Annotated in this window: 17 protein-coding genes; 9 read left to right on the plus strand and 8 right to left on the minus strand. The window is 74.2% G+C overall.

Annotated elements, in window-relative coordinates; genetic code table 11:
• The first annotated feature begins 2 nt into the window (after nucleotides 1–2).
• From AB0F89_RS06810 to AB0F89_RS06825, 4 genes are all read left to right on the plus strand, one after another.
• Entirely contained in the window at nucleotides 3–1,472 is a 1,470-nt protein-coding gene (locus AB0F89_RS06810) for a DUF5691 domain-containing protein (RefSeq protein WP_367138739.1), read from the plus strand.
• A complete protein-coding gene (locus AB0F89_RS06815; protein ID WP_367133672.1) occupies nucleotides 1,469–2,557 on the plus strand; it encodes an AAA family ATPase in 1,089 nt (362 codons plus the stop codon). Before AB0F89_RS06810 ends, AB0F89_RS06815 begins: the two co-directional genes overlap by 4 nt.
• Nucleotides 2,557–4,773, plus strand: coding sequence for a DUF5682 family protein (locus AB0F89_RS06820; protein ID WP_367133673.1), 2,217 nt, complete (start codon nucleotides 2,557–2,559; stop codon nucleotides 4,771–4,773). The genes AB0F89_RS06815 and AB0F89_RS06820 overlap by 1 nt, the downstream gene beginning before the upstream one ends.
• Before the next feature lie 544 nt (nucleotides 4,774–5,317).
• Nucleotides 5,318–6,493 (plus strand): VWA domain-containing protein, encoded by a 1,176-nt coding sequence (locus tag AB0F89_RS06825; RefSeq protein ID WP_367133675.1) that lies wholly within the window; start codon nucleotides 5,318–5,320, stop codon nucleotides 6,491–6,493.
• A gap of 1 nt (nucleotide 6,494) precedes the next feature.
• Here the strand turns inward: AB0F89_RS06825 and AB0F89_RS06830 are convergent, their stop codons facing one another.
• Both AB0F89_RS06830 and AB0F89_RS06835 read right to left on the minus strand, forming a co-directional pair.
• Entirely contained in the window at nucleotides 6,495–6,959 is a 465-nt protein-coding gene (locus AB0F89_RS06830; protein WP_367133677.1) for a hypothetical protein, read from the minus strand.
• A 60-nt stretch (nucleotides 6,960–7,019) separates the two neighbouring features.
• The gene (locus tag AB0F89_RS06835) at nucleotides 7,020–7,493 is read right to left on the minus strand and encodes a hypothetical protein (protein ID WP_367133679.1); all 474 of its coding nucleotides are present in this window, start codon (nucleotides 7,491–7,493) and stop codon (nucleotides 7,020–7,022) included.
• A 141-nt stretch (nucleotides 7,494–7,634) separates the two neighbouring features.
• Between AB0F89_RS06835 and AB0F89_RS06840 the strand changes: the two genes are divergently transcribed.
• From AB0F89_RS06840 to AB0F89_RS06850, 3 genes are all read left to right on the plus strand, one after another.
• The gene (locus AB0F89_RS06840; protein WP_367133681.1) at nucleotides 7,635–8,393 is read left to right on the plus strand and encodes a DUF2470 domain-containing protein; all 759 of its coding nucleotides are present in this window, start codon (nucleotides 7,635–7,637) and stop codon (nucleotides 8,391–8,393) included.
• Nucleotides 8,394–8,417: 24 nt separating this feature from the next.
• Nucleotides 8,418–9,176 (plus strand): CPBP family intramembrane glutamic endopeptidase, encoded by a 759-nt coding sequence (locus AB0F89_RS06845; RefSeq protein ID WP_367133683.1) that lies wholly within the window; start codon nucleotides 8,418–8,420, stop codon nucleotides 9,174–9,176.
• A gap of 99 nt (nucleotides 9,177–9,275) precedes the next feature.
• On the plus strand, nucleotides 9,276–10,538 hold the full coding sequence (locus AB0F89_RS06850; RefSeq protein ID WP_367133685.1) for an alpha/beta hydrolase family protein: 1,263 nt from the start codon (nucleotides 9,276–9,278) through the stop codon (nucleotides 10,536–10,538).
• 4 nt (nucleotides 10,539–10,542) lie between these two features.
• On the opposite strand, the gene AB0F89_RS06855 is transcribed toward AB0F89_RS06850, so the two are convergent.
• Nucleotides 10,543–12,612, minus strand: coding sequence for a TCP-1/cpn60 chaperonin family protein (locus AB0F89_RS06855; protein WP_367133687.1), 2,070 nt, complete (start codon nucleotides 12,610–12,612; stop codon nucleotides 10,543–10,545).
• A 1-nt stretch (nucleotide 12,613) separates the two neighbouring features.
• Nucleotides 12,614–12,973 (minus strand): hypothetical protein, encoded by a 360-nt coding sequence (locus AB0F89_RS06860; RefSeq protein WP_367133689.1) that lies wholly within the window; start codon nucleotides 12,971–12,973, stop codon nucleotides 12,614–12,616.
• Nucleotides 12,974–13,173: 200 nt separating this feature from the next.
• On the opposite strand from AB0F89_RS06860, the gene AB0F89_RS06865 reads away from it, so the two are divergent.
• Together AB0F89_RS06865 and AB0F89_RS06870 are read left to right on the plus strand one after the other, a co-directional pair.
• Entirely contained in the window at nucleotides 13,174–14,421 is a 1,248-nt protein-coding gene (locus AB0F89_RS06865) for an arginine deiminase (protein WP_367133691.1), read from the plus strand.
• Between the two features lie 96 nt (nucleotides 14,422–14,517).
• Complete coding sequence (locus AB0F89_RS06870) at nucleotides 14,518–15,078, plus strand: ferritin (RefSeq protein WP_367133693.1); 561 nt, start codon at nucleotides 14,518–14,520, stop codon at nucleotides 15,076–15,078.
• Between the two features lie 48 nt (nucleotides 15,079–15,126).
• On the opposite strand, the gene AB0F89_RS06875 is transcribed toward AB0F89_RS06870, so the two are convergent.
• The 4 genes from AB0F89_RS06875 to AB0F89_RS06890 all read right to left on the minus strand — a co-directional run bounded on the left by AB0F89_RS06875 (nucleotide 15,127) and on the right by AB0F89_RS06890 (nucleotide 17,695).
• The gene (locus AB0F89_RS06875; RefSeq protein ID WP_367133695.1) at nucleotides 15,127–15,624 is read right to left on the minus strand and encodes a hypothetical protein; all 498 of its coding nucleotides are present in this window, start codon (nucleotides 15,622–15,624) and stop codon (nucleotides 15,127–15,129) included.
• 14 nt (nucleotides 15,625–15,638) lie between these two features.
• Nucleotides 15,639–15,959 carry a DUF952 domain-containing protein gene (locus tag AB0F89_RS06880; protein WP_367138741.1) on the minus strand — a complete coding sequence of 107 codons (321 nt, stop codon included), beginning with the start codon at nucleotides 15,957–15,959 and terminating at the stop codon, nucleotides 15,639–15,641.
• A 63-nt stretch (nucleotides 15,960–16,022) separates the two neighbouring features.
• Entirely contained in the window at nucleotides 16,023–16,970 is a 948-nt protein-coding gene (locus tag AB0F89_RS06885) for a DUF5926 family protein (RefSeq protein ID WP_367133697.1), read from the minus strand.
• A 17-nt stretch (nucleotides 16,971–16,987) separates the two neighbouring features.
• On the minus strand, nucleotides 16,988–17,695 hold the full coding sequence (locus AB0F89_RS06890; RefSeq protein WP_367133699.1) for a glycerophosphodiester phosphodiesterase family protein: 708 nt from the start codon (nucleotides 17,693–17,695) through the stop codon (nucleotides 16,988–16,990).
• Nucleotides 17,696–17,753 lie beyond the last annotated feature (58 nt).

A 17,753-nucleotide genomic window follows, 5' to 3' on the forward strand; every position in this document is an offset into this window, starting at 1 on the left:
ACGTGCGCCCGGGGTGGTCGGCGATGACCCTCCAGGCCGAGTGGGACGAGGCCGTGCAGGCGGCGCTGGTGGGCGCGCACCGGGCCGGCGTCACGTCGACCGAGCTGCTGGACCGCGTGGCGGCCCTGGGGGTGGCGGCCCACGGCGCGCAGTTGCCGCCGGCGGTCGACGCGCCGCTGCTGCCCGCCGCGCCGCCGTCCGACGACGTGCGGGCCCACCCGGCCGCCAGGTCGGTGCTGGTGCAGGTGCTGGCGCTGGACGACCAGGTGCTGCTCACCGAGTGGTGCGGCATGGCGCGGGCGGCGGGCGTGGTCGCCGACCACCGCGAGCTGCCCGCGTTGCTGGGCCTGGGCACCGCGCACCCCGGCCTGCGCCCGGCCGTGACCGCCGTCCTCGGCGCCCGCGGCCGGTGGCTGGCGGCGATCCGCCCCGCCTGGTCGTGGGCGGCGACCGGCGTGGTGGTGGACGAGGTCGACCTCGACCAGGCGCTCGACCTGCCCGGCACGTCCCGCCTGGCGGCCCTGCGCCGCGCCCGCAACCAGGACCCGGCGCGGGCGCGCGCGTTCCTGGCCGCCCAGTTCGAGGTGCAGCGGCGGGCCACCGACCGGCAGGTGCTGATCAGCGCGCTGGAGGCGAACCTCGGCCCGGAGGACGAGCCGCTGCTCGAACGCGCCCTGGACGACCGGGCGATCGGCGTGCACGACGAGGCGCTGCGCCTGCTGCGCGGCGTGCCCACGTCCGACCTGGCCGCCCGCGCCGCCGAACGCCTGCACCGCGGCCTGTGGCTCACCGCCGACGGCTTCGACGTGCAGACCGACGAGCTGTGGGCGGAACTGTCCCCCGAGCCGGACGAGGCCCGCGACCTGATGCGGGACGGTTCCGAGGCGGGCGTGGCCGGTCGGCTGCGCGGCGCGGCGGCGAGCGTGCCGCCGCGGCACTGGACCAGCCGCCTGGACACCGACGACGAGGGCGCGGCGGCCGAACTGGCGCGCGGCCCGTGGGCGAGTTCGCTGCTGCGCGGCGTCGCGCAGAACCTGAAGCTGGCCGACGACGCCCGCCCGTGGGCGGTCGCCGCGACCCGTTCGCTGACCGGCATGGAGCAGCTGGAGATGCTGGGCGGGCTGCCCGCCGACCTGGCCGCGCGCACCGTGGTCGAGGTGTCCCGGCAGTGGAACTACGACCTGCTCGACCACGCCTGCTCGCAGCTGCCCGCGCCGTGGGGCGCGCGGGCGACGGCCGACCTGCTCGACCGCTACTCCGGGATGCGCGACCCGAGGTGGCGCGCCGGCCGGCCGCCCGCCGTGCTGCTGGCCAGGGGTGACGCGGAGGTCCTCGGCGCGAACTGGGCCCGCATCACCGAGCGCTGGCCGGAGCACACCGTCGAGCTGGACGTCCTGCGGCTGCGCATGCAGTTGCGCGAGGCGTTCGCCAACCACACCGCCCCGTCCGCTACCCGGGAGGAAAGCCAGTGACCACCGAATCCGTGCTGCGGCCGGCCGCCGAGCAGCAGTACGCAGCCGAACTGGCGGCCCTGGCCGCGGCGGACGACCGGCCGCGCCCGCCGCGCTGGCGGATGTCGCCGCAGGCGGTGGTCACCTACGTGCTGGGCGGCAGGCTGCCGGACGGCGCCGTGATCACGCCGAAGTACGTCGGCGACCGGCGGTTGGTCGAGGTCGCCGTCGGCACGCTCGTCACCGACCGGGCGCTGCTGCTGGTCGGCGTGCCGGGCACGGCGAAGTCCTGGCTGTCGGAGCACATCGCGGCGGCGGTGAGCGGCGACTCGACGCTGGTCGTCCAGGGCACCGCGGGCACCGGCGAGGACCAGGTCCGCTACGGCTGGAACTACGCCCGGCTGATCGCCGAGGGCCCGTCCGAGGCGGCGCTGGTGCCGAGCCCGGTCATGACGGGGATGCGCGAGGGCGCGGTGGTGCGGGTCGAGGAGCTGACCCGGATGCCCGCCGAGGTGCAGGACTCGTTCATCACGGTGCTGTCCGAGAAGACGCTGCCGGTGCCGGAGCTGGGCACCCAGGTGCAGGCCGTGCCCGGGTTCACCGTGATCGCCACCGCGAACGACCGCGACCGGGGCGTGAACCAGATGTCGTCGGCGCTCGCCCGCCGCTTCAACACCGTCGTGCTGCCGCCGCCCGCGACCGAGGACGACGAGGTGGAGATCGTCTCGGCCCGGGCCGCCCAGCTCGGCCGGGCGCTGCAGCTGCCCGCCGAGCCGCCGGCGCTGGAAGAGGTGCGCCGGGTCGTGCGGATCTTCCGCGAGCTGCGCAACGGGTCCACCGTGGACGGTCGCACGCAGCTGAAGAAGCCGAGCGGCAGCCTGTCCACGGCCGAGGCGATCTCGGTGGTGACCAGCGGCATGGCGCTGGCCGGGCACTTCGGCGACGGCACGATCACCGCCGACGAGCTGGCGGCCGGCCTGCTCGGCGCGGTGGTGAAGGACCGCGTGTCGGACACGGCGGCGTGGCAGGAGTACCTGGAGGCGGTGGTGAAGGAGCGCGCCGAGTGGCGCGACCTGTACCGGGCGTGCCAGGACATGGTGGGCTGATGGCGCGGGAACAGCCGTTGCCGGAGCGGGTGGTGCTGCTCGGCATCCGGCACCACGGTCCGGGCTCGGCGCGCATGGTCGCGTCGGCGCTGGCGGCCGTGCGGCCGGAGGTGGTGCTGATCGAGGGTCCGCCGGAGGCCGACGCGCTGCTGACCCACGTGCCGCACCTGACGCCGCCGGTGGCGTTGCTGCTGCACGACGAGGCGGAGCCGGCGCGGGCCGCGTTCTGGCCGTTCGCCGAGTTCTCGCCGGAGTGGCGCGCGATGAGGTGGGCGCACGCCAACGACGTCCCGGTGCGGTTCTTCGACCTGCCGGCCGCCGCTTCGCTGGGCGACGAGCCGGGGACCGGGGCTGGGACCGAGCCGGACGACGGGGCCCCGCGCGCGGCGCTGGACCCGTTGGGCACGTTGGCCGAGGCGGCCGGTTTCGACGACCCGGAGCGCTGGTGGGAGGACGTGGTCGAGCACCACACCGACCCGCGGGACCTGGCCGAGGCGGTCGCGGAGGCGATGGGCGCGTTGCGCGAGGAGTTCGCCGACCAGGTGGACGCGCGCACGCTGCGCCGGGAAGCCGCGATGCGGCAGAACGTCCGGCAGGCGTTGAAGGACGTCGAGGGCCCGATCGCGGTGGTGGCCGGTGCGTGGCACGTGCCCGCGCTGCGCGCGCTGCCGCCCGCGTCGGTCGACGCCGCGGCGCTGAAGGGCTTGCCGCGCCGGAAGGTGTCCGGCACGTGGGTGCCGTGGAGCCACGGCAGGCTGGCCGCGTCGTCGGGTTACGGCGCGGGCGTCGCCTCGCCCGGCTGGTACGCGCACCTGTGGGACTGCGCCGAGCGCGGCGACGCCGTGCCGCGCTGGTTCGCGAAGGCGTGCGCGGTGCTGCGGGCGGAGGACCTGCCCGCGTCGACGGCGAGCGCCGTGGAGGCCGTGCGGCTGGCGGACGCGTTGGCCGCGCTGCGCGGGCGGCCGTCGCCGGGCCTGTCGGAGGTGATGGAGGCGTCGCTGGCGGTGCTGTGCGGCGGCGACGCGACCCCGTTGCGCCTGGTGCACGAGCAGCTGGTGGTCGGCGAGCGGTTGGGCGAGGTGGGCGACGACGTCCCGACCTCGCCGCTGGCCGCCGACCTGGCGCGGTCGCAGCGCAGGCTGCGCCTGCCGGCCAGTGCGGCGATCAAGCCGATCCGGCTGGACCTGCGCAAGGACACCGACCGCGAGCGCTCGAAGCTGTTGCGGCGGCTGGAGGTCCTGGGCGTCCCGTGGGGCACGCCGGACACGACCCGGACGCTGGGCACGTTCGCCGAGGCGTGGCAGCTGCACTGGAAGCCGGAGTTCGCGGTGGCCCTCGCCGTGGCCGCCCGGCACGGCACGACGGTCGAGGCGGCGGCCGGCGCCGTCCTGGCCGCCCGCGCCGCCGACGCCACCCGCGTGGTCGACGCCGCCGAGGTGCTGAGCCAGTCGGTCGGCTGCGAGATCCCGGCCGCGGTGACCGCCGCCCGCCGAGCCCTGGACCGCTGCGCCGCCGCCGCGACGGACGCGCTGGAACTGCTGGCCGCCCTCCCGGACCTGGCCACCACCGTCCGCTACGGCTCCGTTCGGGGCACCGACCCCGAGCTGCTGCGCGTCGCCCTCCACGGCTTGCTGGCGCGCGGCGCCGTCGGCCTGCCCCTGGCGTGCCGGGGCGTGGACGAGGACACCGCGGAACGCGCCGTGCGGGCCGTCGAGGGCGCCGACGAGGCGGTCCGCCTGGCCGCCGACGAGGAGCACCGGGACACCTGGCAGCGGGCGCTGGCGGCGCTGGTCGCCATGCCCGACGCCCACGGCCTGCCCACCGGCCGCGCCACCCGGCTGCTGTGGGAGACGGGCGCCCTGGACTCCGACGACGTCGCCGCCCGCCTCCACCGGGCCGTGTCCCTGGCCGCCGGCGCGACCGCCTTCGTCGCAGGTTTCCTGCGCGGCTCGGCCGCGCTGCTGACCGCCGACCCGCGCTTGTTCGCCGTCGTGGACGAGTGGCTGACGGGCCTCTCCCCCACCGACTTCGCCGCCGCCCTGCCGCTGCTGCGGCGCGCCGTGGTCGACTTCAACCCGGCCGAGCGCCGGATGCTCGGCGACCGCGTCAAGGGCACGGCGGCGGGCGGCGGCGGGTCGGGGTCGGGCGACTGGGACGAGGACCTGGCCGCCCGGCTCGCCGGGCACGTGCGCAACCTCCTGGGCGCCACCGCATGACACCCCGCCCTGCCCACACCCTGCCGCGCACCAGCCCCCGCGCTGCCCGCATCAGCCCTACACCGCGCCGGCCCCCGCGCTGTCTCGCCCCAGCCCCCGCTGCCTCGCGTCATCCCCTCGCGCTGCCCGCACCAGCTCCACGCTGCGCCGCGCCAGCCCCGCGCTGCCCGCGTCGGCTCCGCGCGCGATCTGCCGCAGATGTCCGCTGGTGTCCGCGCCCTGCCCGCATCAGCCTCGCGCGATCTTCCGCAGGTGTTCGCGCAATTTCCGCGCGATGCCCGGCGCAGGCGGCTCGCCGGCTCGGCGGGTGCCGACGAGTGGCGTGGGCCGGTGGGTGGCGGGTCGATGAGTGGCGGGTCGATGAGTGGCGGGTCGAGGGGTGGCGGATTGGTGGGCGGCGGGGTCGAGGGGTACGTGGGGTGGTTGGTCGGGGCGGCCTCTCGTTTTAACCGAGGTCTGGTAACAGCGTTTCCGTACATATTCGGGCGATGATCACCCGATCGTGTTAGAGCAGGCCGGGTGGCCGGGATTGGTGGGTGTTCCTGTGACGCAGGATAACGCGGTTGAGAGGCAGCGGCGGTGGCGGTTGTTGTTGGGGGCGGCGGCGGGGGATCTTGGGGGGCTTGGGGAGGATGACCTGCGGCGGGATGGGGCGTTGACCGGGTTGTACGGGGGTGGTGGGGACCCGGTGGAGGCCGGGGGAAAGCGCGGTGCGGGGTTGGGTGGTTCGTCGCCCGTCCTGCACCGGTGGTTGGGGGATGTCCGCACTTACTTCCCGACCTCGGTCGTCCAGGTGATGCAGAAGGACGCCGTGGAACGGCTCGGTCTCCGGCAATTGCTGCTCGAACCCGAATTGCTTTCCAGCGTCGAACCCGACGTCAACCTGGTCGGCACGCTGGTGTCCCTTTCCCGCGCCATTCCCGAGCGCACCCGAGAGACCGCGCGGGCCGTGGTCCGCAAGGTGGTCGAGGACATCGAGCGCAAGCTCGCCGACCGCCTCCTCGCCGCCGTCCACGGCGCGATCGACCGCTCCCGCCGCACCAGCCGCCCCCGGCTGTCCGACGTGGACTGGAACCGCACGATCCGCAAGAACCTCCGCCACTACCAGCCCGACCAGGGCACGGTGATCGTCCAGGACCTGGTCGGCAACAGCCGGCGCAGCCGCCAGGCGTCCCTGCGCGACGTCGTCCTGCTGGTGGACCAGTCCGGTTCGATGGCCGAGTCGGTCGTCTACTCCGCCGTGCTGGGGGCCTCCCTGGCCTCGTTGAAGGCCGTGGACACCAAGCTGGTCGTGTTCGACACCGAGGTGGTCGACCTGACCGAGCAGCTGAAGGACCCGGTCGACCTGCTGTTCTCCACCCAGCTGGGTGGCGGCACGGACATCAACCGGGCCGTCGCCTACGGCCAGTCGCTGGTGCGCCGCCCGACGGACACCGTGATGGTCCTGATCAGCGACCTCTACGAGGGTGGTGTGGCGCGGGAGTTGCAGCGGCGGGTGCGGGAGCTGGTGCAGAGCGGGGTGACGGTGGTGGTGCTGCTCGCGCTGTCCGACAGCGGCACGCCCGCGTACGACCACGAGCTGGCGGCGAAGCTGTCGGAGTTGGGCGCGCCGGCGTTCGCCTGCACGCCGGACCTGTTCCCGGACCTGCTGGCGACCGCGCTGCGGCGGGAGGACGTCGGGGCGTGGGCCGAGCAGAGCGGCATCCCGGTGGGGCGCTAGCTCAGCGGATGACGACCCTGCCGAGGGTCATGAACGGCGCGCCGCGGGTCAGCACGGCGGCCCGGCCGCGCGGGTCGGGTCCGGCCAACCAGACGCGGCCGCCGCGGCGGATGTTCTCGCGGGCGCGTTCGGGGATCTCGGCCAGTCGGAGGAAGGTGCGGTCCGACCCGGCGGTCTCCAGGTAGGTCTGCCGCCCGACGCGGGTCCGGCCCGGCACGAAGTGCACCGACACCTGGTGCCGCGGGTAGGTGGCGAGCAGGCGGCGCAGGGAGCGCCGGGAGAAGAAGTGCCGCAGGCCGGGCACGGCGAACTCGACGCACAGCGGTGTGAGCAGGAACACCCAGCGCGAGCCGATCCACTCCGAGACGACCCACAGCGTCAGCAGGGCGAACAACGACAGCCCGATGAACCCGACGGCGCGGCGATCCGCGCTGGCCAGGCACTTGTGCACCCACGTCTCACCCACCACTGCTCCCAGCCAACCAGAAGTACGCCCCCTGGGTAACCGAATAGATGATCAGCAAACTCATCCGCGCACGACTTTCGCCGTGAACAGCCTGGGCACGCCGCGGAACGTGACCACCGTGTTGCCCGCGCGGTCGGGTTCCACGACCCACGCCCGCCGGTGCCGGGTGATCCGACCGCGGACGACAGGCCCGGCGCTCACGTCGAGCACGAGGGGTCGGGGGCCGTGGACGACGAGCCGGCCGCCGCGCCAGTGGACGCGCACGTGGACCCACTCGCGGTCGCCGAGGACGTCGGTGGACGACCGCCGCCGGGTGAGCCCCAGCCCGAGGACCAGCGCGGAGAACAGCAGGAGCGCGAACGGCCAGGTGGCCGGCACCGGGAACACGAAGGTGAGCGCGAGCTGGAGCACGAACGCGAGCGCGCCGAGGACCACCCGGCCGAACGCGCGTCGGCCGGCGATCTCCAGGCAGTACCGGGTCCACCGGTCGTCGAGGGCCGCGCCCCCGGTGGACGGCTTGTTCGGCACGACCACGAGCCACCTCCGCCAGGCGAGCCCAGGTTACGACGGGCGCGCGGGCCGCCGAATCGCCCAACCGGACCGTTCCGCCGGTCGTGGGACTTCCGCCGCCGACCCCCACCAAGTTAGGCTCACCTAAGTTCAGGAGGTGAGCGGTTGAGCGAGACACGTCGACCGCCGGCGCCGCACCCCGCGGAGCGGGCCCGCACGATCGCCGCCCGCGGTGGGCGGGCGGCCCTGCTGCCGTCCGGCGGCACGGAGAACCGGGTCACGCCGGTGCTGCACCACGTCCACCCGCGGGGTGAGGCGACGATCGTGCTGCCCGACGGGCACCCGCTGGTCGAGGCGGCCCGCGCGGCCGAGGTGACCGCGATGCTGGAGGTGGCCGACCAGGCGCCCGTGCAGTTGCGGGAGCCGGTCCGCGGCCTGCTGTGGATCACCGGTTGGCTGCGCGCGCTCGGCCCGGACGAGGCGCGGGAGGCGGCGCTCCAGGTCGCCGAGGCGCGCCCGGACCCGAGGTTGCTCGACGTCGGGCACGGCGCGTCGGTGCTGCGGTTGACCCCCGCGTCGCTGGTGGTGGCCGACGCCGAGAGCACGACGTCGTTGCGGCCGGAGCTGTTCGCGCAGGCCGAGCCGGACCCGTTCGCGGCCTACGAGGACCACTGGCTGCGGCACCTGGAGCTGTCGCACCGGGACGTGGTCGGCCTGCTGGCGAAGCACCTGCCGGACGACCTGAGGGGCGGCCACGTCCGGCCGCTCGGGCTGGACCGCTTCGGCCTGCGGCTGCGGGTGGAGATGGCGGACGTGGACCACGACGTGCGGATCGCGTTCTCGCAGCCGGTGGCCACGTCGCAGGAGCTGGCGGGCGAGCTGCGCCGGCTGATGGGCTGCCCGTTCCTGGCGCAACGCCGGTGAGGGCCGCGCGGTTACCGTAGGCGCGTGATCGAGGACGCCCGGACGCGCCGCGGCTACCAGGTTGAACTGCTGCTCGTCTTCGCCGTGACGCTCGGCCTGTCCGGGGTGCGGAGCCTGGTGCGGTTGCTGGACAGCCTGCTGGACCCGGTGCCGCTCAACGAGCAGAAGGTCGCGATCAACGTCCCGCAGGCGCGGTTCGACCTGCTGGACCTGGTCGCGCAGCTGCTGGGCGTGGTGCAGCTGGCCGCGTGGGGCGGGCTCGGGCTGTACCTGCTGTGGCAGGGCGGCATCAAGCTGGGGGCGCTGGGCCTGGACCGCACCCGGATCGGGCCGGACGCGCTGGGCAGCCTCGGCCTGGCGGCCGTGATCGGCATCCCCGGCCTGGTCTTCTACCTGGTCGCGTGGAACCTGGGGCTGAACCTGGCCGTGCTGCCGTCCACCCTGGACCAGTCGTGGTGGCGCAGCGCGGTGCTGGTGCTGTCGGCCGCGGGCAACGCGTGGGCGGAGGAGGTGCTGGTCGTCGGGTACTTCATCACCCGGCTCCGGCAGCTCGGCTGGCGGGACAACACGGCGTTGCTGGCGAGCGCGGTGCTGCGCGGGTCGTACCACCTGTACCAGGGGTTCGGCGGGTTCATCGGGAACGTGGTGATGGGCCTGGTGTTCGGCAAGGTGTGGCAGCGCACGAACCGGCTGTGGGTGCTGGTCATCGCGCACGCGCTGTTGGACGTGGTCGCGTTCGTCGGTTACGCGGCGTTGCGCGGTCACGTGTCGTGGCTGCCGTAGGGGGTCCTCCGCGCGGAGTACCCGCTGTTCAGCCCCGAGACTGACGCGTGCGCCACGTCGCGCCCGGAAGCATCGGGTCACCTGACAGAGGGGAACCTGATGCGCATCGCAGCACGGGGCGTGGCGGCAATCGCCACCGCCGCACTAGCCACCGCCGCCTTGTCCACCGCCGTTCCAGCCTCGGCCGCCACGGGCGTGCGGATCACCATGCCGGAGCTGAGCGGGAGCCACGCCGTCGGCACGGTGGAGCTGCACCTGGTCGACCGGCGCCCCGACCCGTGGCAGCCGGCGCGGGCCCGCGAGGTGATGGCCACCGTCTCCTACCCGACCGACCACCGCGCCAACGACCACCGCGCCGCCGCCGACCGCGCGCCGTGGATGACGCCGGGCGTGGCGGCGGCGGTGGACGCCGTCGCGGCGAGCCCGGACAGCCTCGGCCTGCCGCCCGGCTCGGTCGACTGGGGTTCGACCCGGCGGCACGCGCGGACGGGCGCGCCCGCTCGCGGCCACTGGCCGGTGGTGCTGTTCTCGCCCGGCTTCGGGTCGGCGCGGGAGCTGAACGCGGGCCTCGTGGACGACCTCGCCTCCCGCGGGTACGTGGTCGTGTCCGTGTCGCACACCCACGAATCGCTCGCGGTCGAGTTCCCGGGCGGTCGGGTCGAGCCGCCGCTGGCCGATCCGGCCGAGCCCACGACCCTCAAGACCGCGATCGACGTGCGGGTGGGCGACACCCGGTTCGTGCTCGACCAGCTCGCGCTGATCGCCCGCGGTCAGAACCCGGACGCCGAGCGGGACCCGTTGCCGCGCGGGCTCGACCGGGCGCTGGACCTGTCGCGGGTCGGCGCGTTCGGCCACTCCTACGGCGGCTACACGGCGGGCGAGACGATGGTGCACGACCGGCGCGTCGACGCCGGGATCAACGTGGACGGCGCCATGGGGCACGGTGAAGGCCGACCGGGCGAGGTCGTGACGCGGGGCCTGGACCGGCCGTTCATGCTGGTGGGCGCGGATTTCGTGGACCCGGACACCGGCCTGGTGGTCGAGCACTCGCACCGGACGCCCGAGTTCGACCGGACGTGGGCGGACTTCTGGCCGAACCAGCGCGGGTGGAAGCGCGACCTGCACCTGGACCGGTCCACCCACTACAGCTTCACCGACCTGCAGTTCGCGGTGCCGCAGGTGGGCGACCTGCTCAGCCCGGAGGAGCGGCGGGAGGCGGTGGGCGCGATCGACCCGACCCGGTCGCTGGCGGCGCAGCACGACTACTTCGCCGCGTTCTTCGACCTGCACCTGAAGGGGCGCGACACCCGGCTGTTCCGGGGCGACCCGCCACGACACCCGGACGTGCGATTCATCCGGTGACGGGTCAGCCGACCAGGAGGAAGCGGGAGGTGGTGCGGACGGCCGCGGTCACCACGACGCGCGCCACCCCCGCCGAGTCCAGCAGGCCGCGGTCCAGGTCGGCGACGGTGACCGCGGCGTTCTCGGCGACGCGGCGCGCCGGTTCGGCGAGCGCGGCGGCGAACGCCCGCCACCCCGCGACCTCCTCGACGGCGCCGGTGGCGGACGCGGCCAGCCGGGAGCCGACCTCGGCCAGGCCGAGCCCGCCGCCGGGCAGCACGCCCTCGAAGGCGGCGCTGCGCACGGCGCGGACGGCGCGCTCCACCTTGCCCACCTCGGAGGCGGCGGCGCGGATCAGGCCGGCCGGGTTGCCGGTCTGCGACCGGCCGCCGTAGACCAGCGTCTCCGACGCGGTGACCACGACCTTCTCCGCCTGGCCGAACGACCGCGCCGTCACCGCCTCCAGCAGGTCGACGTCGAGGATCGTGCCGCCGACGACGGCCTGGAGCCGGTTCAGCCGGTCGTGGTCGGTCACGACCGCGACGACCGGCAGCCGCTCCCCGAGCTTCAGCAACGCCGTGAGCGCCGCGTGCGAGATCTCCTCGCACACCACCAGCAGCTGTTCGGCGACGCCCAACGAGTCGACCACCTTGTCGACGGCGCGCGGCAGGTGCCCGCTCAGCAGCAGCACCCGCGCGTTCACCAGCACCGCCTCGCGCCGGGTCGGGTCGGTGACGAACAGGCTGGACGCGTACCCGCTGTCGAACCACAGGCCGCGGCCGATCTCGTACTCCAGCCCGAACCCCACGCCCTCCTCCACCAGGACCGTCCCGCGCCGCCCGGTCACCGCGACGACGTTCCCCACCAGCCTGCCGACCCCGACGTCACCGGCCGCGGCGGCGGCCAGCGCGGGCACGTCCGACGGCTCCAGCGGCACGGCGAGCTCGCCGATCAGCTCCACCGCGCGGGTGGCGGCGGCCGTGACGCCGCGCATCAGCCGCACCGGGTCGTGCCCGTCGCGCATCGCCTCGACCAGCCCGTCGATCGCACCGCGCGCCACGGCCACCGCCGACGCCGCGCCGTCACCGGCGTCCCGCCGCACCTCGCGCACCAGGTCGCGGACGTACCCGGCGCCGAGCGAGTCGCGCGGGTCGTCCGGCTGGAACGCGGCGACGATCCCGGAGGCGTCCGCCAGCTCGACCGGCCGCCGGTCCACGAACACCACGGCCCGCCGGCCCATCGGGCCCAGCGTCCGGCAGACGGGTTCGGCGGCGGCCCGGAAACCGCGCGCCACCAGCAGCTGCCCGGACGTGTAGGACGCCGTGCGCCGCGGCTTGCGACCCGGTGAGCCGCCGGCCCGCGCGATCCGCAGCGGCTGCGACGAGCCGTGCGCGAAGTACTGCGGCGTCTGGTCGGGGCGCCGGACGCGCACCTCGGCCCGGGTGTACTTGAACAGCTCGTCGACGTCGATCCACCCGTCGCCGTCGAGATCGGCGCCGCCGCCCGCCAGGCCCTCGATCAGCACGTCGGTGAACAGCGACGCCAGCGGCGCGTCCAGGGACAGCGAGTCCTGCTCGAACGCGTACTCGTAGGCGTTGGACGCCGTCATCACCACGTAGCCGGAGCCGACGCCGTCCGAGTCCACGTCGTCCAGCACGGTCGTCCCGCCCGACTTGAACCCCTCGACGAACGCGCCGCTGAAGCAGCAGTCCAGCAGCAGGACCCGGCCGGACGCCCGGCAGTCCTCCAGCTGCTCGTTGAGGAACGAGCGCGGGATCGCGGTGCCCGCGGGCCGGTCCTGCACGGTGTTCGACGCGGCGAAGTACAACCTCCCGGCCGGGGTGGTGAGGCCGTGGCACGAGAAGTACAGCAGCACCAGGTCGTCGGCCTCCCGCGCGTCGAGCACGTCCGCGACCGCGCGGCGGATCTCGTGGTCGGCCTTGTCCCGCAGCACCTCGACCGTCGTGAAGCCGCCGACGTCGGGGTCCTCCAGCACGGCGGCGAGGCGTTCCACGTCCTGCTCGGGGGCGCGCAGCCGGCTCAGCCGGACGTCCTCGTACTCGCCGGTCGCGACCAGCAGGGCGTGCCGCCCCACGTCACCCCTCGCCCTCGTGCTCGCGCAGCCACGACTCCAGCAGCGCCTTCTGCGACCGGGCGTCCACGCCCTCGACGGTGATCTCGTCGTCGCCGTTCTTGATCGTCACCTTGCGGGCGCCGCCGCGCTGCACGAACGACGTGATCACCGACGCGACGGCGGCGGCCACCGCGGCGGGCAGCGCGCCGTTCACGACGAGTTCGGCGACGCTCGCGGCCGTGCCGCTCTTGGAGCCCTCCGGCGACTCGGCCGGCGCGGGCCGCGCGTCCACCCTGGCGCCCCTGACCAGCTCTTGGAGCAGCCGGCCGGTCGCCGGAGCGGCCTGGCCCGGCGCGTCGATGAACAAGTGGAAGTCCGCCACTGATCCTCCCCCGGTAGAACACGATCATCCCGCAACCACGGCAACGAACCGCCCAAGCGCAGCACAACGCAACGTTTCAGCAGCTCCACCTGCGAAGTGCGCAATGAATCGTCATTCCTGAGGGGTCATACGATCGAGTTTCGCTGGAATGGATCACTCAGAGCTGCTGATCCGACCGTTCTGGAGTTACCCTCGGAAGCGTGACTGCGCACATCGCCCAGACCGCGTCCACCGACGACGAGCCGGCTCCGGCCCCCAGGGTCGACAGCGAGGTCGGCCCGCTGCGCACGGTGCTGCTGCACCGGCCGGGGGCCGAGCTGAAGCGGCTCACCCCGCGCAACAACGACCAGCTGCTGTTCGACGGCGTGCCGTGGGTCGACCGGGCCCAGGAGGAGCACGACGCGTTCGCCGAGCTGCTGCGCGGGCGCGGCGTCGAGGTGCTGCTGCTGGCGGACCTGCTGGTCGCCGCGCTGCACGACGACCGGGCCCGGATCGCGGGCATCCACAGCGCGGTCAACGAGCGGCGGCTGGGCATCGACCTGGCCGACGCGCTGCGCTCGCACCTGGCGTCGATCGGCCCGGCGCAGCTGGCCGCCGCGCTGATGACCGGCATGACGTTCGAGGAGCTGCCGGCGGCCGAGGGCGCGTCGCTGGTGCGCAAGATGCACCACCCGATCGACTTCGCGGTCGACCCGCTGCCGAACCTGCTGTTCACCCGCGACTCGTCGGTGTGGGTGGGCGACCGGGTCGCGATCACGTCGCTGGCGCTGCCCGCCCGCGACCGGGAGACCGCGCTGACCGACCTGATCTACGCCTACCACCCGCGGTTCCGCCGCACCGGCCGCGCGTACGGGGCGCACTCCGCGCCGGTCGAGGGCGGCGACGTGCTGCTGCTCGCGCCGGGCGTGCTGGCGATCGGCGTCGGCGAGCGGACCACGCCGGCGGGCGCGGAGTCGTTCGCCCGGTCCGCGCTGGCCGACGGCCTGGCGCACACCGTGCTGGCGGTGCCGATCACCCAGGAGCGGGCCACCATGCACCTGGACACGGTGTGCACGATGGTCGACCGGGACGCCGTGGTGATGTACCCGGCGGTGCGGGACAACCTGGACGCCTACCCCGTCCGGTCCGACGGCGACGGCGGCGTCGTGGTCGAGGACCGGCGGCCGTTCCTGGCGGCCGCGGCCGAGGCGATGGGCATCGAGCGGCTGCGGGTGATCGACACCGGGCTGGACGCGGTGACCGCCGAGCGGGAGCAGTGGGACGACGGCAACAACACGCTGGCCGTCGGGCCCGGCCTGGTGGTGGCCTACGAGCGGAACGTGGAGACGAACGCGCGGCTGGAGGACGCGGGCGTCGAGGTGATCCGGATCAGCGGCTCGGAACTGGGCTCCGGCCGGGGCGGGCCGCGCTGCATGTCGTGCCCGATCGACCGCGCGCCACTGGTGTGAGAGCAGGTTTGCCTAAGCTTTCTTCGGGAACCCTCACCTAATGTTCGCAAGCCTTACCTGAATGCATTTAATCGCACTTTCGGTTATTCTTGCGGCATGGCTGTCAACCTGAAGAAAATCGCCTCCTCGCGTGCCTCCAAGTTCCACGACCTGCTTCAGGAGCAGGTGCGCAACGAGTTCACGGCCTCGCAGCAGTACGTGGCCATCGCGGTCTGGTTCGACGCCGGCGACCTGCCCAGGCTCGCCTCGCACTTCTACAAGCAGGCGCTGGAAGAGCGCAACCACGCCATGATGATCGTGCAGTACCTGATGGACAACGGCCTGCCGGTCACCATTCCCGGGGTGGACGCGGTGCGCAACGACTTCACCGCGCCGCGGGAGCCGGTCGCGCTCGCGCTGGAGCAGGAGAAGACGGTCACCGAGCAGATCGTGGCACTGGCCAAGACGGCCCGCGACGAGGGCGACTACATCGGCGAGCAGTTCCTCCAGTGGTTCCTCAAGGAGCAGGTGGAGGAGGTCGCGTCGATGAGCACGCTGCTCACCGTGATCGACCGGGCCGACGGCAACCTGTTCCACGTGGAGAACTTCCTGACCCGCGAGAGCGTGGGCGAGGACGTCGACGGCGGCGCCCCGCGGGCCGCGGGCGGCGCGCTGTAACCAGCCGGTGGAACCGGCGACGCCCCCCTCCCGCCGAGGGGGGCGTCGTCAGTTCAGGCAGCCGTGGCCCTCCTTGGTCAGGCCCATGCCGGTGAGGGTGTCGCCCGCGTCCCGGAAGAAGAACTGGTAGCGGGTCGCGGCGTCGAGCACCCGGACGAAGCTGTGCGGCGTCTGCTCCACGTCCGGGTAGACCTCGCGCATCCGGTCCCGCGAGTCGCCGATCCGCAGGCCCTCGGGGGTGCGGGCGGCGGACTCGACCCGGATGTCCACCGCCACGCCGTCCTGCACGCCGACCCAGCCCCGCACGGCCACCAGCTCGTGCACCGGGCAGGAGAACTCCAGCGTGGTCACGTCGTCGCCGACCTCGCCGGTGGCCCGCAGCCGCTCCACCGTCATCCCCAGCCGCACCGCGCCGATCCCGCCGGAGTCGAGCACGCCCGCCTCCCCCGCCGCGGTGGCGGGCGCGGTGGAGGACGGGGCGGCCGGCGGGGTGGCCGACTCGCAGGCGGCCAGCAGCAGGACCCCGGCGACGACGAGCAGCCGCACCCGGCCCACCTCCCTCAGAGCACGGGCAACGGCCGGAACGCGCCGTCGGCGTCCGGGGTGAACTCGTGCACGGCCACCACCGCGTCGGCCGGGATCGGCCCGTAGACGTGCGGGAACCACGGGCCGTCCTCGGTCTCGCCCGGCTCCCACAGCACCGGCAGGCCCTCCGGGTCGATCACCAGCAGCACGAGGTCGTGCCGGGCCGGGTACAGGCGGTTGGCCGGCAGGTGCACGGTGCCGGGGTCCGAGCAGTGCACGAACCCGTCCGGGTCGAGCGGGATCGCGCCGTCCTCGCGGGCGCGCCTCCAGTCGGCCTTGGGGCTGATCCGCAGGATCACTCCGCCTCCTGGTTGTCCACAGGTCCCTGTGGACAAAGCTGGGGATACCTGTGGACAGGTTCAGCGCAGGGTGATCTGCCGACCGCGCAGACCGTCCCGCGAACGCCGTTCCGCCTCGGTCAGCGGCTCGTCGTCGAGGCTGGTCAGGGCGTCCTGCAAGCGCTTGCCCAACGCCTCCGCGCCCGGCGCCCACTCGCTGGAGTGCAGCTCGCGGTCCAGGTCCCACACCGGGACGAGCAGGCCGTGCGCGCGGAACGAGCCCGCGTACCGGGAGCCCTCGCCCAGGTCCAGCTCGCCGCGCACGGACAGCCGGGCGAGCGCCGCGAGCAGCGTCTCCTCCGACTCGGGGCGGACCCAGCGCAGGTGCGCCTTGTCGCCCGCGTCGACCCAGTAGGCGGCCTCGACGCCGGGCGCGTTCAGGCGCTCGGTGGGCAGGATGGCGGCGTTGGCGCGCTCCAGGGACAGGGCGACCTCGCCGGTCGGCTCGTTGTCCGGCGGCAGCCACCACGCGAAGTCGGTGTGCAGCTCGGGGCTCAGCGCGGCCTCGGGGTCGAGCAGGTCCTGCAACCGGCCGGGGTTGGCGCCGTCGTCCGGGCCGACGACCGAGAGGGCGTCGCCGGTCTCGGCGGTCAGCGCCCACTGCACGGCCCGCGCCAGGTCGCGGCTCAGGTCGCCGGACCGGGTCTGCACCTGCAGGCCGACGAACGCGGTGCCGTCCGCGCGGACCAGGCCGGCGGCGGCCATCGGCAGCACGGTGGCCAGCACGATGGCGCGCCCGGAGTCGTCCTTGAGCGGCAGCTCCACCGTCGCCGACGGCACGAACTCGCGCAGCGCGATCAGCTCGGCCTCGGCGGCCAGCCCCTGGAACGGGCGGGAGACGATCACGTCCGCCGCGCCGCCGGCCGCGCCGTGGCACGCCTTGTAGCGCTTGCCGGACCCGCACGGGCACGGCTGCCGCGGGTTGACGCCGTCCGCCGGCTTGTTCTTCACGGCCGTCCGCTTCGCCACCGCGCGCCTCCTCGGTCTCAGGGCTGGTCGGGCGTCAAGTTATCCGCAAGCCGCTCCCGCGTCTCCTCCGGGTTGTTGGTGGCGAGGAACCGGACGCCGCGGGCGCGGCACAGCGCGATGTCGGCCGGGTCGTCCACCGTCCACACGTAGGCGCCCTCTCCCCGGTCCGGGTGACGCCTGAGCAGGTGAACTCCCGGACCGGGGAAGTCGACGAAGTACGGTGTCACCTTCGGCCACAGCCGGTCGTACAGCAGCACCGTCGGCACCTCGGGCCGGAGCAGCTTGAACCGGCGCACGGCGAAGACGGAGAACGACATCATCACCGCGTCGACCCGGTGCCCGGCCAGCGCCTCGGCCAACCTGCGCTCGACCCCGCCGCCCTGCCGGACGGGGTGCTTGGTCTCGACGAACAGCCGCTTGCCGTGGTCGGCCGCCAGCCCGAGCAGCACCTCCAGGGTCAGCACCTCGGCCGGTTCGCCGCCGTGCCAGCTGCCGAAGTCGTGCCGCCGCAGCTCCGCCAGCGTCATCGCGCCGACCGCGCCCGACCCGCCGCTGGTGCGGTCGATCGTGCGGTCGTGCACGCACACCAGGTGACCGTCCTTGGTGAGCCGCACGTCGCACTCCAGCCCGTCGGCGCCCTGCCGCAGGGCCAGTTCGTAGGCGGCGAGGGTGTGCTCCGGGCGTCGGGTGGACGCGCCGCGGTGGGCGACGACTTCAGGTGGCACGCCTGGCAATGCTCCTGGTGGACCGCCGACGCGGTCAACTCGACCACACCATGTCACG

It is taken from the genome of Saccharothrix sp. HUAS TT1, assembly GCF_040744945.1.
In the GTDB taxonomy this organism is placed as follows: Bacteria; Actinomycetota; Actinomycetes; order Mycobacteriales; family Pseudonocardiaceae; genus Actinosynnema.